Annotated in this window: 18 protein-coding genes; 14 read left to right on the forward strand and 4 right to left on the reverse strand. The window is 56.1% G+C overall.

The features are described 5' to 3' along the window. Positions 1–34: 34 nt before the first annotated feature. The 6 genes from pth (at position 35) to CAMM_RS09125 (ending at position 5264) form a co-directional block, all read left to right on the forward strand. Positions 35–697 carry an aminoacyl-tRNA hydrolase gene (gene pth, locus CAMM_RS09105; RefSeq protein WP_003846349.1) on the forward strand — a complete coding sequence of 221 codons (663 nt, stop codon included), beginning with the start codon at positions 35–37 and terminating at the stop codon, positions 695–697. A 46-nt stretch (positions 698–743) separates the two neighbouring features. Further along, a complete protein-coding gene (locus tag CAMM_RS09110) occupies positions 744–1568 on the forward strand; it encodes an SDR family NAD(P)-dependent oxidoreductase (RefSeq protein ID WP_050759840.1) in 825 nt (274 codons plus the stop codon). A gap of 6 nt (positions 1569–1574) precedes the next feature. Continuing rightward, positions 1575–3206 (forward strand): peptide chain release factor 3, encoded by a 1632-nt coding sequence (locus CAMM_RS09115; protein WP_003846352.1) that lies wholly within the window; start codon positions 1575–1577, stop codon positions 3204–3206. 280 nt (positions 3207–3486) lie between these two features. Then, positions 3487–3657: a hypothetical protein gene (locus CAMM_RS12955; protein WP_168938790.1), complete on the forward strand. Its 171-nt coding sequence runs from the start codon at positions 3487–3489 to the stop codon at positions 3655–3657. A 70-nt stretch (positions 3658–3727) separates the two neighbouring features. Next, on the forward strand, positions 3728–4252 hold the full coding sequence (locus tag CAMM_RS09120) for a GNAT family N-acetyltransferase (protein ID WP_003846356.1): 525 nt from the start codon (positions 3728–3730) through the stop codon (positions 4250–4252). Positions 4253–4277: 25 nt separating this feature from the next. Beyond that, a complete protein-coding gene (locus CAMM_RS09125; protein WP_003846357.1) occupies positions 4278–5264 on the forward strand; it encodes an NADPH:quinone reductase in 987 nt (328 codons plus the stop codon). Between the two features lie 31 nt (positions 5265–5295). On the opposite strand, the gene CAMM_RS09130 is transcribed toward CAMM_RS09125, so the two are convergent. After that, positions 5296–6219, reverse strand: a complete 924-nt coding sequence (locus CAMM_RS09130) for a patatin-like phospholipase family protein (RefSeq protein ID WP_050759831.1) — start codon at positions 6217–6219, stop codon at positions 5296–5298. 205 nt (positions 6220–6424) lie between these two features. Between CAMM_RS09130 and CAMM_RS09135 the strand changes: the two genes are divergently transcribed. Genes CAMM_RS09135 through CAMM_RS09145 form a run of 3 tightly spaced genes read left to right on the forward strand, consistent with a single transcriptional unit; the run spans position 6425 to position 7706 of the window. Continuing rightward, positions 6425–6727, forward strand: a complete 303-nt coding sequence (locus CAMM_RS09135) for a hypothetical protein (protein WP_232051060.1) — start codon at positions 6425–6427, stop codon at positions 6725–6727. A 15-nt stretch (positions 6728–6742) separates the two neighbouring features. After that, complete coding sequence (locus CAMM_RS09140) at positions 6743–7114, forward strand: hypothetical protein (RefSeq protein ID WP_003846363.1); 372 nt, start codon at positions 6743–6745, stop codon at positions 7112–7114. Between the two features lie 22 nt (positions 7115–7136). Then, positions 7137–7706 carry a gamma carbonic anhydrase family protein gene (locus CAMM_RS09145; RefSeq protein ID WP_003846366.1) on the forward strand — a complete coding sequence of 190 codons (570 nt, stop codon included), beginning with the start codon at positions 7137–7139 and terminating at the stop codon, positions 7704–7706. Here the strand turns inward: CAMM_RS09145 and CAMM_RS09150 are convergent, their stop codons facing one another. After that, the gene (locus CAMM_RS09150) at positions 7707–8363 is read right to left on the reverse strand and encodes a hypothetical protein (protein WP_040354971.1); all 657 of its coding nucleotides are present in this window, start codon (positions 8361–8363) and stop codon (positions 7707–7709) included. A 185-nt stretch (positions 8364–8548) separates the two neighbouring features. On the opposite strand from CAMM_RS09150, the gene CAMM_RS09155 reads away from it, so the two are divergent. From CAMM_RS09155 to CAMM_RS09175, 5 genes are all read left to right on the forward strand, one after another. Next, positions 8549–10993, forward strand: a complete 2445-nt coding sequence (locus CAMM_RS09155; protein ID WP_232051061.1) for an MMPL family transporter — start codon at positions 8549–8551, stop codon at positions 10991–10993. Positions 10994–11050: 57 nt separating this feature from the next. Beyond that, positions 11051–11656, forward strand: a complete 606-nt coding sequence (locus tag CAMM_RS09160; RefSeq protein ID WP_003846371.1) for a TetR/AcrR family transcriptional regulator — start codon at positions 11051–11053, stop codon at positions 11654–11656. 124 nt (positions 11657–11780) lie between these two features. Next, complete coding sequence (locus CAMM_RS09165) at positions 11781–13031, forward strand: NAD-dependent epimerase/dehydratase family protein (RefSeq protein ID WP_040354879.1); 1251 nt, start codon at positions 11781–11783, stop codon at positions 13029–13031. Positions 13032–13036: 5 nt separating this feature from the next. Beyond that, positions 13037–14161 (forward strand): glycosyltransferase family 4 protein, encoded by a 1125-nt coding sequence (locus tag CAMM_RS09170; RefSeq protein ID WP_003846375.1) that lies wholly within the window; start codon positions 13037–13039, stop codon positions 14159–14161. Positions 14162–14186: 25 nt separating this feature from the next. Then, complete coding sequence (locus tag CAMM_RS09175; protein WP_147581073.1) at positions 14187–15455, forward strand: DUF6882 domain-containing protein; 1269 nt, start codon at positions 14187–14189, stop codon at positions 15453–15455. Here the strand turns inward: CAMM_RS09175 and CAMM_RS09180 are convergent. Further along, positions 15452–16156, reverse strand: a complete 705-nt coding sequence (locus CAMM_RS09180; RefSeq protein ID WP_147581074.1) for a DUF1648 domain-containing protein — start codon at positions 16154–16156, stop codon at positions 15452–15454. The two genes, CAMM_RS09175 and CAMM_RS09180, sit on opposite strands and share 4 nt — an antisense overlap. A 59-nt stretch (positions 16157–16215) precedes the next feature. After that, positions 16216–17262 carry a 3-hydroxyisobutyryl-CoA hydrolase gene (locus tag CAMM_RS09185; RefSeq protein WP_040354882.1) on the reverse strand — a complete coding sequence of 349 codons (1047 nt, stop codon included), beginning with the start codon at positions 17260–17262 and terminating at the stop codon, positions 16216–16218. Positions 17263–17291 lie beyond the last annotated feature (29 nt).

The raw sequence follows: 17291 nt of genomic DNA on the forward strand, positions 1-17291 counted from the left end.
TTGACTTTGAGGTGGATATGCCAGACTGGACGGTGTGAATGTTCTCAACCGTTTTTTCGACCTGTTCCGCTCGCGCTCCGGCTCGTGTACGCAGTCTGCGCGCGATACCAGCGTTGAGCTTCCTGCCACCGCTGACTGGCTGGTGGTCGGTTTAGGCAATCCGGGCGCGAAATATGCTGCTACCCGCCACAATGTCGGCTACATGGCTATTGATGACCTGCTCGCGGAAACCGGTGACCTTGTACAACCTGTCCACGGGCACAAGTTGTTGGCTGCCACGGTGGAGATCGCCGGGCACACCGTTGTCCTGGCTCGCCCAACTACTTTTATGAACCTGTCGGGCGAAGCCATCGGCCCTGTTGCTGAAAAGCTGGGGATTTCTGCGGACCGTATTATCGCTGTGCACGATGAATTGGACCTGCCTGAAAATAAGATCCGGTTGAAGCTCGGCGGCAATGAAAATGGGCACAATGGCTTGAAGTCATTAACGCAGCACCTAGGCACCCGCGATTATCTGCGCGTGCGCATCGGCATTGCGCGCCCGCCGAAAGGTTCGTCGATCCCCGATTATGTGCTAGCTCCCGTTAACGCAGGTCCGGGCTTTGATCAGTCAATTGCCCTGGCGGCTTCAGGTGTGAAGGAGATTATCTCCTCGGGGCTAAACAAGGCGCAGAATACGATTCACAGTAAAGCTTAAGCGGACTGCCACTGCGCATGTGGCCGCGCTCTTTATCCTCAACATCATGTCTAAAACCTATGTCATAACTGGCGCCTCCGATGGGGTCGGCGCCGCGGCTGCTCGACTACTGCACGCCAGCCGCCCCGAAGACCGCGTGGTCATCGTCGGCCGCAGCCCGGAAAAGACCCGTACCGTCGCCCGTGAGTTGGGCACGCAATATTTCACCGCTAACTTCGCGGAATTAGACCAGGTCAAAGACTTGGCCGGCAAGTTGGCGGATTTGGGCCCCATCGACGGTTTGGCTAATAACGCCGGCGGGCTTTTCGATACCGCAGTGCGCACCATCGATGGCTTCGAGCGCACCTGGCAGGTCAACGTCGTGGCACCCTTTCTGCTGACCGGTTTGCTGCGCGAGCAACTTCGCGGCCCTGATGCCGTGGTGGTTAATACCTCGTCTATTGCAGCGAATTTCTTTTCTCGCTTTCGGGCAGAGGACCCCAATACTTTTGAGAAATTTTCTCCCTTGCGCGCCTATGGCAATGCGAAATTGGGCGATGTGTTCTTAACCCGCTACCTGCATGCGCACCAGATCAACTCTGTAGCTTTTCACCCCGGCGTATTGTCGACGAATTTTTCTAAGTCCTCGACGTCTCTGATGGGCAAGTTTTATAATTTCCGCCCCGCAGCCGCGCGTATGGGCACCCCGGCGCAAGGTGGGGAACGCCTCGTGCATTTTCTGACCGGCGTTCGCGGCGTGCACTATCAATCCGGCGAGTTTTACCTCAAGCCTTACCAGCTCTCACGTTCCCGCCGGCGCGAGCATGACGGTGAGCTGGCACACGAGGTCTTTGACCAGTTAGGGCGAGAGCTGGGTATATCACTAGACTAAATAGACATGAGTATTGCTGCTGAGGCTGCGCGCCGCCGTACGTTTGCCGTCATTGCCCACCCGGACGCTGGTAAGTCCACCTTGACTGAGGCATTGGCGCTGCATGCGCACGTTATTAATGAGGCTGGCGCGGTCCACGGCAAGGCGGGACGTAAGTCCACCGTCTCCGACTGGATGGAGATGGAAAAGGACCGCGGTATTTCCGTGGCCTCCTCCGCGCTGCAATTCGAGTACGCCCCGGAAGGACATGTCGGCGAGCCGTACATGATTAACCTCGTGGATACCCCAGGTCACGCGGACTTCTCAGAAGATACCTACCGCGTTCTTACCGCGGTCGATGCCGCAGTGATGCTTATCGATGCCGCCAAGGGCCTCGAGCCGCAGACCCTCAAGCTTTTCCGCGTGTGTAAAGCCCGCGGTTTGCCGATCGTCACGGTCATTAATAAGTGGGACCGTGTCGGCCGAGAGCCTTTGGAACTAGTTGATGAAATCGTCAATGAGATTGAACTGCAGCCCACCCCGCTGTACTGGCCTGTGGGCATGGCCGGTGATTTCCGCGGCTTAGCGCACATCAATGATGATGGTGAAGCTGATAATTACATCCACTTCATCCGCACCGCCGGTGGCTCCACCATCGCCCCCGAGGAGCACTTCTCCCCGTCCGAGGCCGCAGCACAAGAAGAAGAGCTGTGGGATACCGCCGTGGAAGAAGCAGAATTGCTGGCACTTGATGGTGCCGTCCACGACCAGGAACTTTTTGAGCAGTGCGTGACCTCCCCGCTGATTTTTGCCTCCGCCATGTTGAACTTCGGCGTGCACCAGATTCTGGACACCTTGTGCGCGATTGCACCAGCTCCGCGCCCACGCAAGTCATCCGATAAAGCCATTGAGTCATCGGCCACCGCAATTGATGAAGTCCGCGAAGTCACCGATCCTTTCTCCGGCGTGGTCTTTAAGGTGCAAGCCGGCATGGACCGCAAGCACCGCGATAACCTCGCATTTATGCGTGTGGTCTCGGGTGAATTCGAGCGCGGCATGCAGGTCAACCACGCACAAAGTGGCCGAACATTTTCTACCAAGTACGCGCTGACTGTCTTTGGCCGCACCCGTGACACCGTCGATGTTGCCTACCCCGGCGATATTGTGGGTCTGGTCAACGCCGGCTCCCTGGCACCAGGTGACACGATTTACGCCGGCAAGAAGGTGCAATTTGCACCGATGCCGCAGTTCGCGCCGGAGGTCTTCCGCATTCTGCGCGCGAAGTCGCTGGGCAAGTACAAGGCTTTCCGCAAGGGCTTGGAACAACTGTCTGCCGAGGGCGTGGTGCAGATTCTGCGCAACGACTTGCGCGGCGACGCCAGCCCCGTCATGGCCGCTGTGGGCCCGATGCAGTTCGAGGTCATGCAAGCGCGCATGGAACTGGAATACAACGTGGAAACCGTGACCGAACCGATTCCATATTCGGTCGCGCGCCGCACCGATGCCGAATCCGCCCCAGAGCTGGGACGCCAGCGTGGAGTGGAGATTTTCACCCGCGACGATGGTGAGCTCATCGCCTTGTTTGGCGATAAGTGGAAGCTGGCGTTTATTGAAAAAGAACGCCCCGAGCTGACCATAGAAACACTCGTCGCAGATTAAACACGTACCGGTATAGCAGCCCAGCACATTTTTGCTCGGGCTGCTTTTCTTGTGCGCAAAACCTGCCGAAAATTTCATCGCAATCCTGAACATGAAGAAACTTTAATGCTGTCCTGAGCTGCGACGATGGCTGTAACCGCGAGTAATGCTCTCCCGGTTGGATGCCGGGCATCCTATAGTTCGATTTGTAGCCAAAAGCGCTAGCTACACCATTGGATCCACAGCCCATGCGTTCACCATAAACATGGCGAACGTGTCCTACTTCCACAGGAGAGCTTCCATGAACATTCAAGCAATTATCGCGTCGATTCTCGCCGCGGTCACCAGCTTCGCCGGCGGCGTTGTGCCGACCTCATCCATTCCCGATGTCCCCTTCGTCTCTGACTGGGATGATGACTGGGACGATCTTTGGGACAACGACGATGACGATGATGACGACTGGGACGACTAAAACCTTTTAAACCTCAGCCGCACCTGCCCAAGCAGGTGCGGCTGAGGCATGTGCTATTACACTGGCGGCTATGGAAAATTCTGCCCTCATTGACGCTGTCGAAGCAAACCGTACGGGCGATGTCCGCGAACTCATCGAAGAGTATTTATCGTGGATGAAGTCCACCCACCCCGATCCATCCAAGATCCAAACCGTGCTGGATTCTCAAGGTGTTGCGGCCGAATTGGATAATCTCCCGGCACGCTACGAGCGCATCTGGTTAGCCACCGTGAATGACGAAGCTGCCGGTTGCGTGATGTACAAGCGGCTCAGCGCTACCACCGCAGAAATCAAACGCTTATACGTTCGCCCCTCCGGCCGCGGACATGGTTTTGGTCGTCGCCTGGTGGAAATGTCCATCGAGGCCATCACAGCTGCCGGATATAGCGAGGTCGTTCTAGATTCTGATCCCGAATTGGGCACTGCGATCGCGATGTACGAGCGCATGGGTTTTGAGTACGTCGACGCTTATAACGATAATCCGGCCGACGATGCCGTGTACATGCGCCTGTCGCTGCCGAATAAGACAGCATCCTCGACTTCGAGCTCACATTAACCGTAACCCGCGAAGTGTGGTTGAAATGCCTACTCCACAGCAGATGCTAGCTGCCTATATCGAAGCTCCCGGCGGGGTTGAAAATATTAAGGTCGGGTACCTGCCGGTTCCTCAGCCCCAGGGGAGAGAAGTCCTCGTGCGAATGGAAGCCAGTGAGGTCAACCATGTCGACCTTTTCGTGCGCTCCGGGGCTTTTCCTACCGCAATGAGCTTTCCGTTTATTATCGGCCGTGATCTCGTCGGCAGCGTGGTCGCGGTTGGATCTGCGGTGGAGGAATTTAGCGTCGGTGACCGCGTGTGGTCCAATAGCTTGGGTCACGATGGGCGCCAAGGTTCTTTTGCCGAATATGTCATTGCACCGGTCGACCGGGCTTACCCGCTGCCCGATGGCATCGATCCAGCGACGGTAGCGCCAGTGCTGCATGCGGCTGGCACGGCGCACATCGGTCTGGTTCGTGAGGCACACTTGCAGCCAGGTGAAACCGTGGTTGTCCCATCCGCCAGCGGTGCGGTGGGCGCCGCTATCGTGCAACTTGCCGCCGCGATGGGCGCCTATGTTATCGCTGGCGCGTCCACCGGTGATGAGCACTGGGTGAGAAAGTGTGGCGCCGATGTGGTCATCGACAAGCATGGTGACTTCTTTGCACAAGTCAAGAACTATGCTCCCCGCGGCGTTGATGTCATGTGGGACCCCAACGGCGGTGACGACTATGAGCACATGGTTCCGCTGCTTGCTCGTGGCGCGCGAGTCATTGTCATGGCCGGGATGCAATCATCGCCACGCGTGCCCATTGGCCAGTTATATACCCGCGATGCCAGCGTGCGCGGGTTTGCCATCAGCAATGCCCCGGACGCCGACCTAGCTGCGGCGGCGACCACTATCAATCACCTGCTGGCCACCGACCGGTTGAAAGCCCGAGTCGGGGCGACTTTTCACCTAGCGGAGGCGGCCGAAGCCCACCGCGTGCTTGAAGCAGGAGAAGTGCACGGCCGGCTCCTTATCCTGCCCTAGTTCGCGAGGCGTTCCTGCGGGCATAGAGCTATTAGCCCAAGAGGAATTCTTTCCACGCTGGCCACTCCGAGTACATTTGCCGCTTGCCGGCCTCATAGTTGGAGCGCAGCTTCATGACATTGCGCTCCGTGGAGGTCACCTGCATGTCCTCGGGGAAAAAGAGCTGCGCTTGGCCTTGCTTTTCTAATTCCAGCAGGCGCTGTTTGGACTGGTTATAGCGGGCAGGGCGAACAATCATCGACTCTGCAATCTGCGGGTATTTCCGAAAGAAGCGGCGCAGACCAGCCTTGCGCTTAACCTCGGGGCGGACAAAACCGCGCGGCTTGGTGCCGACGAAAAGGAACTTCTTAAACCCAGCCTTTTCAGCTTCATCGATGACAATCCCGCCGGATTCGCCCATCGCGCCGTCGACATAGGGCACGCCACTGATATACCGCATGGGCATAATCAAAGGCAGTGTAGAGGAAGCGCGCACACGCATAAATAAGTCTTCCTCGCGCTCAAAATCCTCACGCGTCCACACCACGGTCTCCCCTGTTAACGCGTTGACCGCGGAGAGATTGCATTGCGCGGGGTTATTGGAAAAGGTGTCAAAGTCGAAGGGCAGGTCTTGGTCCGCCGCGCGTTCATAGATGTACTCGGCGTTGAAATACCCGGTACCGCGCAGCATAGAGCCCAGGCCACCAAAGCTTGGGCTGTTGGCAAAGTCCACGAAGCTTTGCACCGCGCGGAAACTATCCAGGGATAAAAAGTTGACCGTGTGCGAGGCTCCCGCGGATACCCCTCCGACCCAGCCAAATTCCACGCCCTGATCAATCAGCGTTTTCACGCACGCTGAGGTGTAGGAGTTACGCATCCCGCCGCCTTCAAAAATAAGCGCCGTATCAGAGGCACTGATTCCTGGAGATGCTATGTCATTATCAGGGTAAGAAGAAGGATTCGGCTGGGAAGTCATACTGGCCAATCTTACCCATCGCGGAAAGCGGCGGCTTGAGCTGAAGTGAGATGAATTTATATCCCCTGACTAGCCAGCACAGGAGATCGGTGTTAGACATAGGTATATGCCACATCACATAATTTCATCTACTCTTTCCTCCTCTAGCGATCTTGTACCCGATATCACTGCGTTATTGTCGGCTTCTAATTTCACCATCGTTGATGTGTCGACTGGAAAAGCTATTCGCTCTGGTTTTGCGTTCGTGACTGATCCCGACCCGGTGTACCGTGCCGCAGAAACAACGGAACGGGAAGTGGCTATCGCCCTCGACGTGCTACGCCACGAGCAAGCAAGCCACTTGGCAGTATGTCCTCGACTGGATGGGGCCTTTGATTTCCTCGCCGTGGCGCTGACCGATCGCCGCGAAGAAGCGATCGAAGCGACCTTATCCACCGGCTTTTCTTCCTATTTCAACGCCACAACTCGGCGCACCACGACTGTTCGCCATAATTTTGCCGACGAGTAACTATCCTTAGCCAGCATGGGTATTAAAGATCTGTGGGATAAAATCACGGGCAATACTGGCCCGAAGCTCGCCAAGGCATCCGGCGAGATTGCCCAGCACAAGGTGGAGCACCTCGATGTCTTCACGGCAGAGGCCATGGTTATCGTAGAAATTGCTGCCGCGGATGTGGACACGGTGCTGGCTATTGCGCGCTCCACATCGCCCGGCGCGCTAGTGTCTGACTCCACCACGGTGATCTTTGTTCCCACCCAGCGCGAGGTACTTCCGGTTAAAGATCCGAAAAAGGGCTGGATTTTGCCCCTAGACTCGGAAGTAGCAAACAAGCTTTCAGCCACCCCGGGTGATTATGAGATTAACCCCCAGATCGCCTTTGTTGTCACCTCGTAATCACGAATAAAGGAGCTCCCCGATGTCCCCGATGCCCACGAAGTCCCCATTGATTTTGCCATTTGAGGGAAAGACTCCCCGGATTCATAAAAGCGCGTGGATTGCCCCGACTGCCACGATTATTGGGGATGTTGAGATCGGCCCGGATGCCTCGGTGTTTTATGGCGTTGTCCTGCGCGGGGATACCAACAAGATCACTATCGGCGCGCGCAGCAATATCCAGGACAATTCCGTCTTTCACTGCGATGATGATGCGCCGGCCACGCTCGAAGATGATGTCACCATCGGGCACATGGCGCTGGTGCATGGCGCCTACGTGGAAGCCGGATCGCTTATCGGCATGCACGCGGCCTTGTTATCGCACTCCCGCATTGGCACTGGTTCCCTGATCGCAGGCGGTGCGTTGGTGCTGGAGGGCCAGGAGATCCCCGCGCGCAGCTTGGCCGCCGGGGTTCCGGCGAAGGTACGCCGCGAGCTCAGCGCCGAAGAATCCGCGGCCTTTATTCCGCACGCCGCGAAGTATGTGCACTACTCCAAAAACCAACCGTCCAGCGAACAAGCACTGAGCTTGGATGATGTGCGCTTTGAGTAATTAAAGATTAAGCACGCCCATCACAATCAGGATAAGGCCGACCAGGTAGCCGCCGATTTTGGATACTTGGTGTTTATTTTCTCGTGCGCGGGCAAATAGCTGCCCTGCCGCTGATTGCGGTTTTGTGCGCACATAACCGATAAATGCCGCCACGATAATCGGCAGGGACAGCGCCAGGGTGGCGTAGATGATCAGGCCGCCGTAGCGCACCCAGGCGTTAAAGCCCCCGGCCACCAGGTGCAATAGCCCGGCAAAGAAGGGACCGGAGGTCACAGACTGGGCAGCACCGAGGATAAAACCGGTGACAAAGGTCAAAAGCGTTGGTGTTTGCAAAGGCTGAAGAATCTTATCCACCAGCGCGTTCGATTCGCCGGGACGCGAGCGCCACGCCATGACGATGCCGGCTAGGCCCAAGATAATTAGCAAAATACCCAGCAAGGGTGAATCTAAGAAGGCATTGACGTATTGCCTCAGGCTGTCGAAGATAAACATCGACAAGATTGCTAAGACCAAGACCCCGAACCAGTCGCCGGCGATCAGCAGTGGGGTGATCTTTTTGTATTTTCCGCGCGGCAGCATAACGCCCAGCGCAACAACCACGCCGATCAATAAGGCGTTGACGGAATCCAGCAAAGCGAAGCTGACGGCGTGAAGCATGCTGGTTAGTCTACCGGTGCTGGGGGCATCGATAAGCACCTGCTCCACCGCCTTCTAAATGGAGAGCATCATCACAACAACGCGTCGAAGTGCGATCTTGCCAAATAATTGCATGCCAAATGCAAACTTGCATACACTGTGCAACGATTGTTTATGTTCTTCCACTAATGAGAGAAAGCTGGACTATGTCGAAGTTTTTATATCGACTCGGGCGCTGGTCATACTCCAAGGTATGGCCGTTTATCGCGTTCTGGATCATTTTGCTAATAGCCATGGCGGGGCTGGCCGCGCAGTTCGCCAAACCTGCCAACCCTTCCTTTGCCATGCCGCCGATGGACTCCACCACCACCCAGGAAGAAATAGCAGAGCGCTTTGGGGATGATTCTGACTACATGTCTGATCCATCCGGCACCATCGTCATCGAAGCGCCAGAAGGCACCACGCTGACCGACCCTGAGGTCATGGCGGATGTGGATTCTTTTGTTGAAGACCTCAAGGCCACGGGTGTTTTGGCGGACCAAGATGCCATCGTCAACCCGGTGATGGCCTCGATGGGCATGCAGCAGCAAATGGGTCAGCAAATGGCCGCCCAGGGCATGCCACAAGAGCAAATCGATGCCAATATCCAAGCGCTCTCCCCACTATCGGAAGATGAGCGCACGGGCACCATCAGCGTTTCCTTCGACGCCGAGGGCGTTACTGATATTGCACCCGAAGACCGTGAAGCCATCACGGACGTCGTCAATGATTTCGATGGCACGGACTTCACCGCGAAATACTCCGGCAACGCTTTCTCCACCATGAGTGAAGGCCTAGATATGTCCGCCGAGATCATTGGTTTGATCGTCGCCGGCATCGTCTTGCTTATTACCTTCGGCTCCATGGTCGCAGCCGGTATGCCGCTGGTCTCTGCCGTTATCGGCGTGGGAGTTGGCCTGCTCGGTGTCCAGCTGTCCACGGTCTTTACCGACTCCGTGGCGGAGATGACTCCGATGCTGGCCTCTATGATTGGCCTGGCCGTCGGCATTGACTACGCCTTGTTTATTGTTGCGCGTTTCCGCAACCAGCTCATTACCAGCTCCGGGCTCAATGACCTCTCCCCGAAGGAATTCGCAGCGGAGTTAAAGAAGATGGACAAGCAAACCCGCGCGCACGCCATGGGCATGGCCACGGGCACCGCTGGTTCCTCCGTGGTCTTCGCTGGCATTACCGTGGTTATCGCGCTCGCTGCGCTGACCATCATTGGTATTCCATTCCTATCCACCATGGCGATTGCGGCCGCAGCCACGGTTGCCATCGCAGTGCTGGTGGCATTGACCTTCATCCCAGGCCTTCTCGGTCTTTTGGGCACCAAGATCTTTGCCGGCCGCGTGCCAGGACCGAAGGTTCCAGACCCAGAAGATGAAAAGCCCACCGTGGGCCTCAAGTGGGTGCGCCAGATTCGCAAGCACCCCATTGTTTCGCTGGTTGCAGGCATCCTCATTTTAGGCATCGCAGCCATCCCGGCCGCGCAGATGCGCTTAGCGATGCCCACCGACGGCATGTCCGCGCAAGGTACGCCACAGCGCGAATCCTACGACATGATTGATGAAGCATTCGGCCCTGGCCGCAACGCGCCAATGATTGCTTTCGTGGATGTAGCCGATGTTGCTGAGCAAGAACGCATGCCCGCCATCCAGGACATCCTCACCGATTTCCAGAACACCGATGGCGTGGTTAACGCCCAGGTGGTCGCAACCACGGATAACTTCGACGCCGCCCAGGTCATGATTACCCCGACCACGGGCGCTACCGATGAGCAGACCACGCAGACCCTTGAGGCGCTGCGCTCCCACCAGGCAGAATTTACTGATGAAACCGGTGGTGTCTATGGCATTACTGGCATCACCCCGATCTTCGATGACATCTCTGAGCGTCTCAATGACGTGCTCGTTCCGTATATCGCTATCGTCTTGGTGCTCGCCTTTATCGTCTTGCTCTTGGTCTTCCGCTCCATTTGGGTTCCACTGATTGCTGCCGGCGGCTTCGCACTGTCCATGGCCGCGGCCTTCGGTGTGACCGTCGGTATCTTCCAAGAAGGCATGTTCGGCATCATCTCCGATACCCAGCCGCTGTTGTCCTTCCTGCCGATTATGCTCATCGGCCTCACCTTCGGTCTGGCCATGGACTACCAAGTCTTCCTGGTCACCCGCATGCGCGAAGGCTATGTCCACGGCAAGACCGCCGGCAACGCAACGTCGAATGGCTTCAAGCACGGTGCCCGCGTGGTCACCGCCGCGGCACTGATTATGATTTCCGTGTTCGCAGCTTTCATGCTTATCGATGAACCCTTCATCCGCATCATGGGCTTTGCCTTGGCAGTCGGCGTGGCCTTCGATGCCTTCATCGTGCGCATGCTGATTATCCCGGCAACCATGTTCTTGCTGGGTGACAAGGCTTGGTGGCTGCCCAAGTGGCTGGATAAGATCCTGCCGAATATGGATATTGAAGGTACTGCTTTGACCGAACAAGAAGCAGTCTTGAAAGAAACCGAAGTTGTCAACGGCCACGAGGGCCACGGCCATGATGGCCACGGCCACGACGGCCAGGGCGGATCAGAAAACGCGGATTCCGCGTCCGCAAAGGTTTAGTATTTAATGACAAGGACGTGGCCTGTGAAATTAGGGCCACAGGGAGGACGTTAAGGCATGGCTAGTTTAAGGGAGTTAAAAAAGCTCGCTACTCGTCGTGCCATTTCCGAAGCCGCGGCGCGCATCCTCTTGCGCGAAGGGCTGGAAGGATTGACCATCTCCTTGGTGGCCGAAGAGTCCGAGGTCTCCGTACGAACCTTCCACAACTACTTCCCTAGCATCGACGAAGCCTTATTTCATTTTTGCTTGGATACCATCGAGGAATTTCTTCCCGTCGTAGCGGCTTACCCCGCCGGAATGACCATGACAGAAGTCTTTGAAGACATCGCCGTGAAGGGCTTGACGGATGAGGACAGTGAATTCGGTTCCATCGCTACGCTTTTTCAAATCCAAGAGCACATGAGTGCGCGCAGCCGGTTTATTCCACACCACGAGGAAATCCACGCGGTGTTGCACAAATTCTTGGGCGCTTTCATCCAGCTCTACCCAGAATTGAAAGAGGCAGAAATCGCCCTGTATTTGCAAGTCGGTGCCGCCACCATCGTGTGGACTGCGGATGAGCTCAACCGATTAAAGGTGGACTCCCCCCAACAGGTTGCACGCCGGGAAGACAAAGAAGCGTTCATACGGCGGGCATTCACTACGTTGAGGGCTATTAAATAGCTACACCCGCGCGACATTTACCCCCGACTCCACAGGAAAACTGTAGGAGTCGGGGGTATTGTCGTTCAAAGGGCACTTTCTAGACAGTGCTGAATCTTATTCGCGAATTTAGATGGAGTTCAAAGTGAAAGTTGCGATTCTCGGTGGCGACGGCTTTTGTGGCTGGCCTGCCTCGTTATATCTGTCCGACAAAGGACACGATGTCATCATCATCGATAATCTTTCACGACGCGCGATTGATGAAGAACTCGGCGCCGATTCTCTGACCCCAATTACTGATATTCAAACCCGTATCTCTGCCTGGCAAGAAGTCTCAGGCGAGACCATTGGCTTTGAAAATATCGACGTGGCTCAGGACTACGACGGCCTGCTGAATTTCATCAATACCGAGCGCCCAGATGCGATCGTGCACTTCGCGGAACAACGCGCAGCGCCATATTCGATGAAAAACTCGCGCAACAAGCGCTACACCGTTGACAACAACATCAACGCCACCCACAACCTGCTGGCGGCAATTGTAGAATCCGGCCAAGACATCCACGTGGCCCACCTTGGCACCATGGGTGTCTATGGCTACGGCACCGCGGGCATGAAGATCCCCGAGGGCTACTTGGACATCCAGGTCAACTTGCCTGAAGGCGGCCACGTTGATCAGTCGATCCTCTACCCGTCGAACCCCGGCTCGATTTATCATATGACCAAAGTGTTGGATCAGCATCTGTTCGCCTACTACGCGAAAAACGACGAACTGCGCATTACTGATCTGCACCAGGGCATCATTTGGGGCACCCACACGGAGCAGACCATCAAGGATGAGCGTCTGATCAACCGCTTCGACTACGACGGCGACTACGGCACAGTACTCAACCGTTTCCTCATCCAGGCCGGCGTTGGTTACCCAATGACCGTACACGGCACCGGCGGACAAACGCGCGCTTTTATTCACATCCGTGACATGGTTCGTTGCATTGAGCTGGCCTTGGAAAACCCACCAGCAAAGGGCGATCGCGTCAAGATCATCAACCAGATGACCGAGACCCACCGCGTGCGCGACTTGGCAGAGCTCATCGCGGAGATTTCCGATGCTGAGGTTGCTTATGTGCCTAACCCACGTAAGGAATCTGCCGAAAACGATCTGCATGTTCACAATGAAACCTTCCTGAAGCTGGGTCTCAAGCCCACCACCTTGTCCGAAGGGCTCTTGCAGGAAGTTGAAGAAGTCGCGCGCAAGTACTCCGACCGGGTAGATCGTTCCAAGATCCCAGCGCAGTCCCTGTGGACTTCTGCGCAGCAGGCAGGCGTTCCAGAGCAGGAAGCTGTGGAACAAGAAGCTGTGGCTGCGGACGCAGAATCAGGACTATCTGAAAGCGCATAGTCCGAGTGCGTATTGCAATAGTCACGGAAGTTTTCCTGCCCAAAATCGACGGGGTTGTCACCCGGCTTATCAGAAGCTTGGACCAACTAGCGGCCATGGGCCACGAGGTGGAGATCTTCGCACCGGGTAATCCCCCGGCATCGTATGCCGGGTTTAAGGTCCACCGGTTGCCATCGCTGTCGTTTTGGGTGTACCCGGAGATCAAGTTTGCGGTTCCGCCGATCAAATTCTGGAAGCAGATCCGGGAGTTTGATCCGGACGTTATCCACGCGGTCAACCCCATTTGGTCAGCGGCATTGGGTGTATTCGCTGCCAAGCGCGATGCCTACCCGTTGGTGTGCAGCTATCACACCAACGTGCCGGATTATGTCGATGCCTTAGGCATTGGCTGGACGCGCGGGATGGCCACTGGTGCTATTCGCTGGTTACACAACCAGGCGCAGGTTAATTTGTGCACCTCGGATCCGATGATTGAAAAAGCCGGCAACATGGGTATTGAGCGATTGACCTTGTGGCCCAAAGCGGTTGATACCGTGGGCTATCACCCCTCGAAGGCCACCCCGGAAGCACGGAGTCTGCTGACGAGTAATCATCCGGACTCCCCGCTGGTGACCTATATTGGCCGCATCTCCAAGGAAAAAGACTTGGAGAGACTAAATAATGTCATGGGGTTGGTGCGCAAGCAGGTCCCCGGTGCCCGCTTGGGAATTGTCGGCGGCGGTCCGTACCTGCAGGCTCTGCAAGATAGCTTCGATCCGAGCTTTACCACCTTCACCGGCTATTTATCTGGTGAAGAACTGGCCGCAGCTTTTGCCAGCGGAGACGTGTTCGTCTTCCCTTCCGCGACGGAAACCCTCGGCCTTGTAGCACTCGAGTCTTTTGCCTCCGGTGTTCCGGTGGTGGGCACTAATGCCGGCGGGATTCCTTTTGTCATCGATGATGACAAGACCGGCTACCTGATTGCCGAAGATGGCGCGGACGAGGATTGGGCACGTGTAATTGTTGGCCTATTGCAGGACCACGACCGTCGCGCGCAAATGGGTGCTGCTGCGCGTGAGGAAGCGGAGAAGTACTCGTGGCGTGAATCCACAGAAGCTTTAGTTCAAGCCTATGAAAAGGCCATTGGCTAAGCCTTCAGCAGTTAAACTCATAGCCATGAATCCGACGCCACCGCTGACGCTGACTGATCTCGCCTCCGACGGCCTTTTCCTCGCCACGGCGCACGATATGTGTTGGAAGCAACTCAAAGAGGTCCAAGGCATTGAGCTCAACTTCTCCTCTGCGCCTGCTGAAAGCGGCAACGATTTGCCCGTTGACGTGCGCGTGTATACCGCCCAGGGCACGGTGGATTTTAAAGGCCGGCGCATCGCTGTACTCAGTGACACGACCTGGCGGTGGGCCACCGCCAGGAAGCGCGACCCGGCGATTTCCCAGTTACACGGTGAACAGCCGCTATCAGAATTACTCCTGGCAGCCGCACGCACTCTCGAAGGTGGCAACCCCATCCTGATTGGTGACCAAGCTAATGGTGACAAAGCTGCTATCGCCATTGACCTGGCTCAGGCGCAGTCCTCTACTGGTAGTTGGTCTGCGCCATCGCCGGATGCGATTTCGGTGGGCAAGGTCCTTATTGAAGGTATTGGCGATCCATTCATCGAAGAATTGGATGAAATCCGCGCAGTTGTCTCCTTTGCTCAGCACCGCGGGCTTCACGTCGAAGAAGGAAATCAAGGGCTGCGTCTAACAAGCGCGAATCCCGCCGACACCACCGAGATCACCGATATCACCGTGGAATTTCTTGATGAGCACATCTCAGCTTTAACCGCCGGGATCACCCCTGGCGCGAACTGGCGCTTGGAAGATATCAGTGCCGATGGCTTTTATGCCGCGATTGAACACGCGATGTTTTTCTCCGCGCATTATCCTCAGGCAGCGCGGGAGAATGTCTTGGTTAATTTGGAAACTGGGCATGTCTTGCTCGATGAAAAATCTGGGCTCGAAGCCGCCGCTGTCATCCTTGCCACCGTTTGCGATGGTGTATTCACGTGGGCGTGGGCTGATAGTGAATTAACGCGGCTTCCATCTCAGGGGCCGGTGAATGCGGTGCGGCAGTTTGGCATCGATAAGCTTGTGCCCTCTTTAGTACGCCGCCGCATGCCTGCTGCTATGGCCCGGGAGTTGGGCTTGGCGCAGGTTGCGATGCCCATTTTAAATAAGTGGAATGTTGTCACCACAAAGCTGAATGAAAATACCACGGCCATCGTGCTGATCGATTCGCCGAAACTGCGACTGCCGGCGCTGACGCCGCACGTGGAAAAAGCGGTGCTGGATAATCAACCGCCCGCGCACATCAACCGTGACCGAGCTATCCAGGCTTATCACGCCATGCGCGGGAACAAGCCGGCTGGCATACCGAGTACTTAGAGCCCGAGGATAACCAGCGCTGCGACCAAGATGATGGGCACTCCTATCAGCGCGCCCATCGCGACCCAGGAACCGGGATGCGCCATGTTGAAGGTGCTGTTTAATTCGCGATGAACCATCATATTGGGGTCATCGGGGTTGTAATAAAATATCCCCCACTTCATGTGCTTACTGGTTTTCGGATCTGGGTAATGCTCATCGAGCCATTTTTGGATATGTACTACATTCCACATCAGGCCAATGACGACGATGATGATAACGGCAATCAGCAGCGCAAACGAAGAATAGACCTGCGTGATCGAGAGATACATATCGAAGACGATCACCGCGTTGAGCAGAAACATCCACATGCCCAGCGGTTTGAGCATGCTATTCGACATCGCCCGCGCGCGGGCAATCTCCCAGTCTTCACCGCGTTGATGCTTGGCAGTTTGGTGTATTAACGCGAAAGAGCCAGCGACCACGATCGCTAAAATGCCGGAGAGTAACCCAAACATTAAAATCATGTTGCCCCAGGTCTTCTCCGAAAAGGAATCCGCTTCCCCACGGGCGTTCCAATGGGTGGGAAACGGATCCGGGATGCCATCCCAGGCCACATAGATGGCGAAAAGGCCGAGTGCACCGGTCGCTACAATCACCCACGCCCACACCCACGGTGGGCGCTGAAGTTCCGGCATGTGAGTGTCACGGGGTCGAGTCATGCTGTGAGCTTAGCAATTCCCGGTATCCGGTACTTCAAAGGCTTATTCTGCCGCCAGGGTTAAAGCTCAAGTGCTTTGTGGATGCCTGCGAGATCCACCGATGCTGTATCCGCGGGGCTAAAGGCCGCGTCTTTGGTCTTTTCAATCAAGACTGCGCGCACTCCTTCCACAAAATCCTCGCGGGAGCGGATATAACGTCCCAAGGATTCTTCACGCTTTAATGCTTCGACGATGTCGTCTTCTTTTGCATGGGATTCAAATAGCTCATTGGAAGCCACCACTGAGGTCGGGCATGCGGCAGCGAGATAGCCCGCGGTGCTCTGCGCGAAATCCTTGTCCGCAGATTTTAGGGCCTCTTGAATCTCTGGCCACGTTGCGTGGTTAAAGGTGGACTCGATGTGCTCAATAATATCTGCCAAAGGCGCTGGTTCCTCCGGTACATAGGAGTGCTTGTCTAATGCGGCATCCACGCCATCGGCGATGATTGCCTCAAGAATTTCGTCTGCGTCTTTGACAACGTGGGTCGCCAAACCTGACCACAGCATATCCGCGGCGTACATGCGGTAACCAGTAATAGCCCAGTATTTCGCTAATGCTTCCGATGCCTGCCCGCGGGTGCCCACCATGCGCTGGGCAGTGTGCGCCACGCCCACGTCAGTGAAATAACCAATGGCCATCTCCGGCATGGACGCAAAGGCGTTTTCGGTAACCACGCGGTGGGAGCCGTGCAAAGAAATGCCAAGCCCGCCGCCCATGACCACGCCGTTGATGATGGCTACTACAGGCTTGGTGCACTGAGCGAGCTCGCCGTTGACGGTGTATTCACTGCGAAAGAAATCATCCACGAGCTCCGCGTTGCCGTTGAGGATATTGTCGCGGGCGTAGCGTACGTCACCACCGGCGCAAAAGGCTTTTGGGTTGGTGGAGTAAATCACGATCTGATCGATCGCGTCATCATTTTCCCACGTCCGGACGGCTTGCCCGATGATTTCAATCATCTCTGGGTCCAGGGAGTTTAATGCCTTGGGACGGTTTAATACCAGAAGTCCGGTACGCTGGCGAACTGACGTAAGTACAGGTGCGGTTGATTCAACAGTTTCAGTCATGTACCCCAGTTTTGCACAAGTATCGAGGT

It is taken from the genome of Corynebacterium ammoniagenes DSM 20306 (genome assembly GCF_001941425.1).
Classification (GTDB): Bacteria; Actinomycetota; Actinomycetes; order Mycobacteriales; family Mycobacteriaceae; genus Corynebacterium; species Corynebacterium ammoniagenes.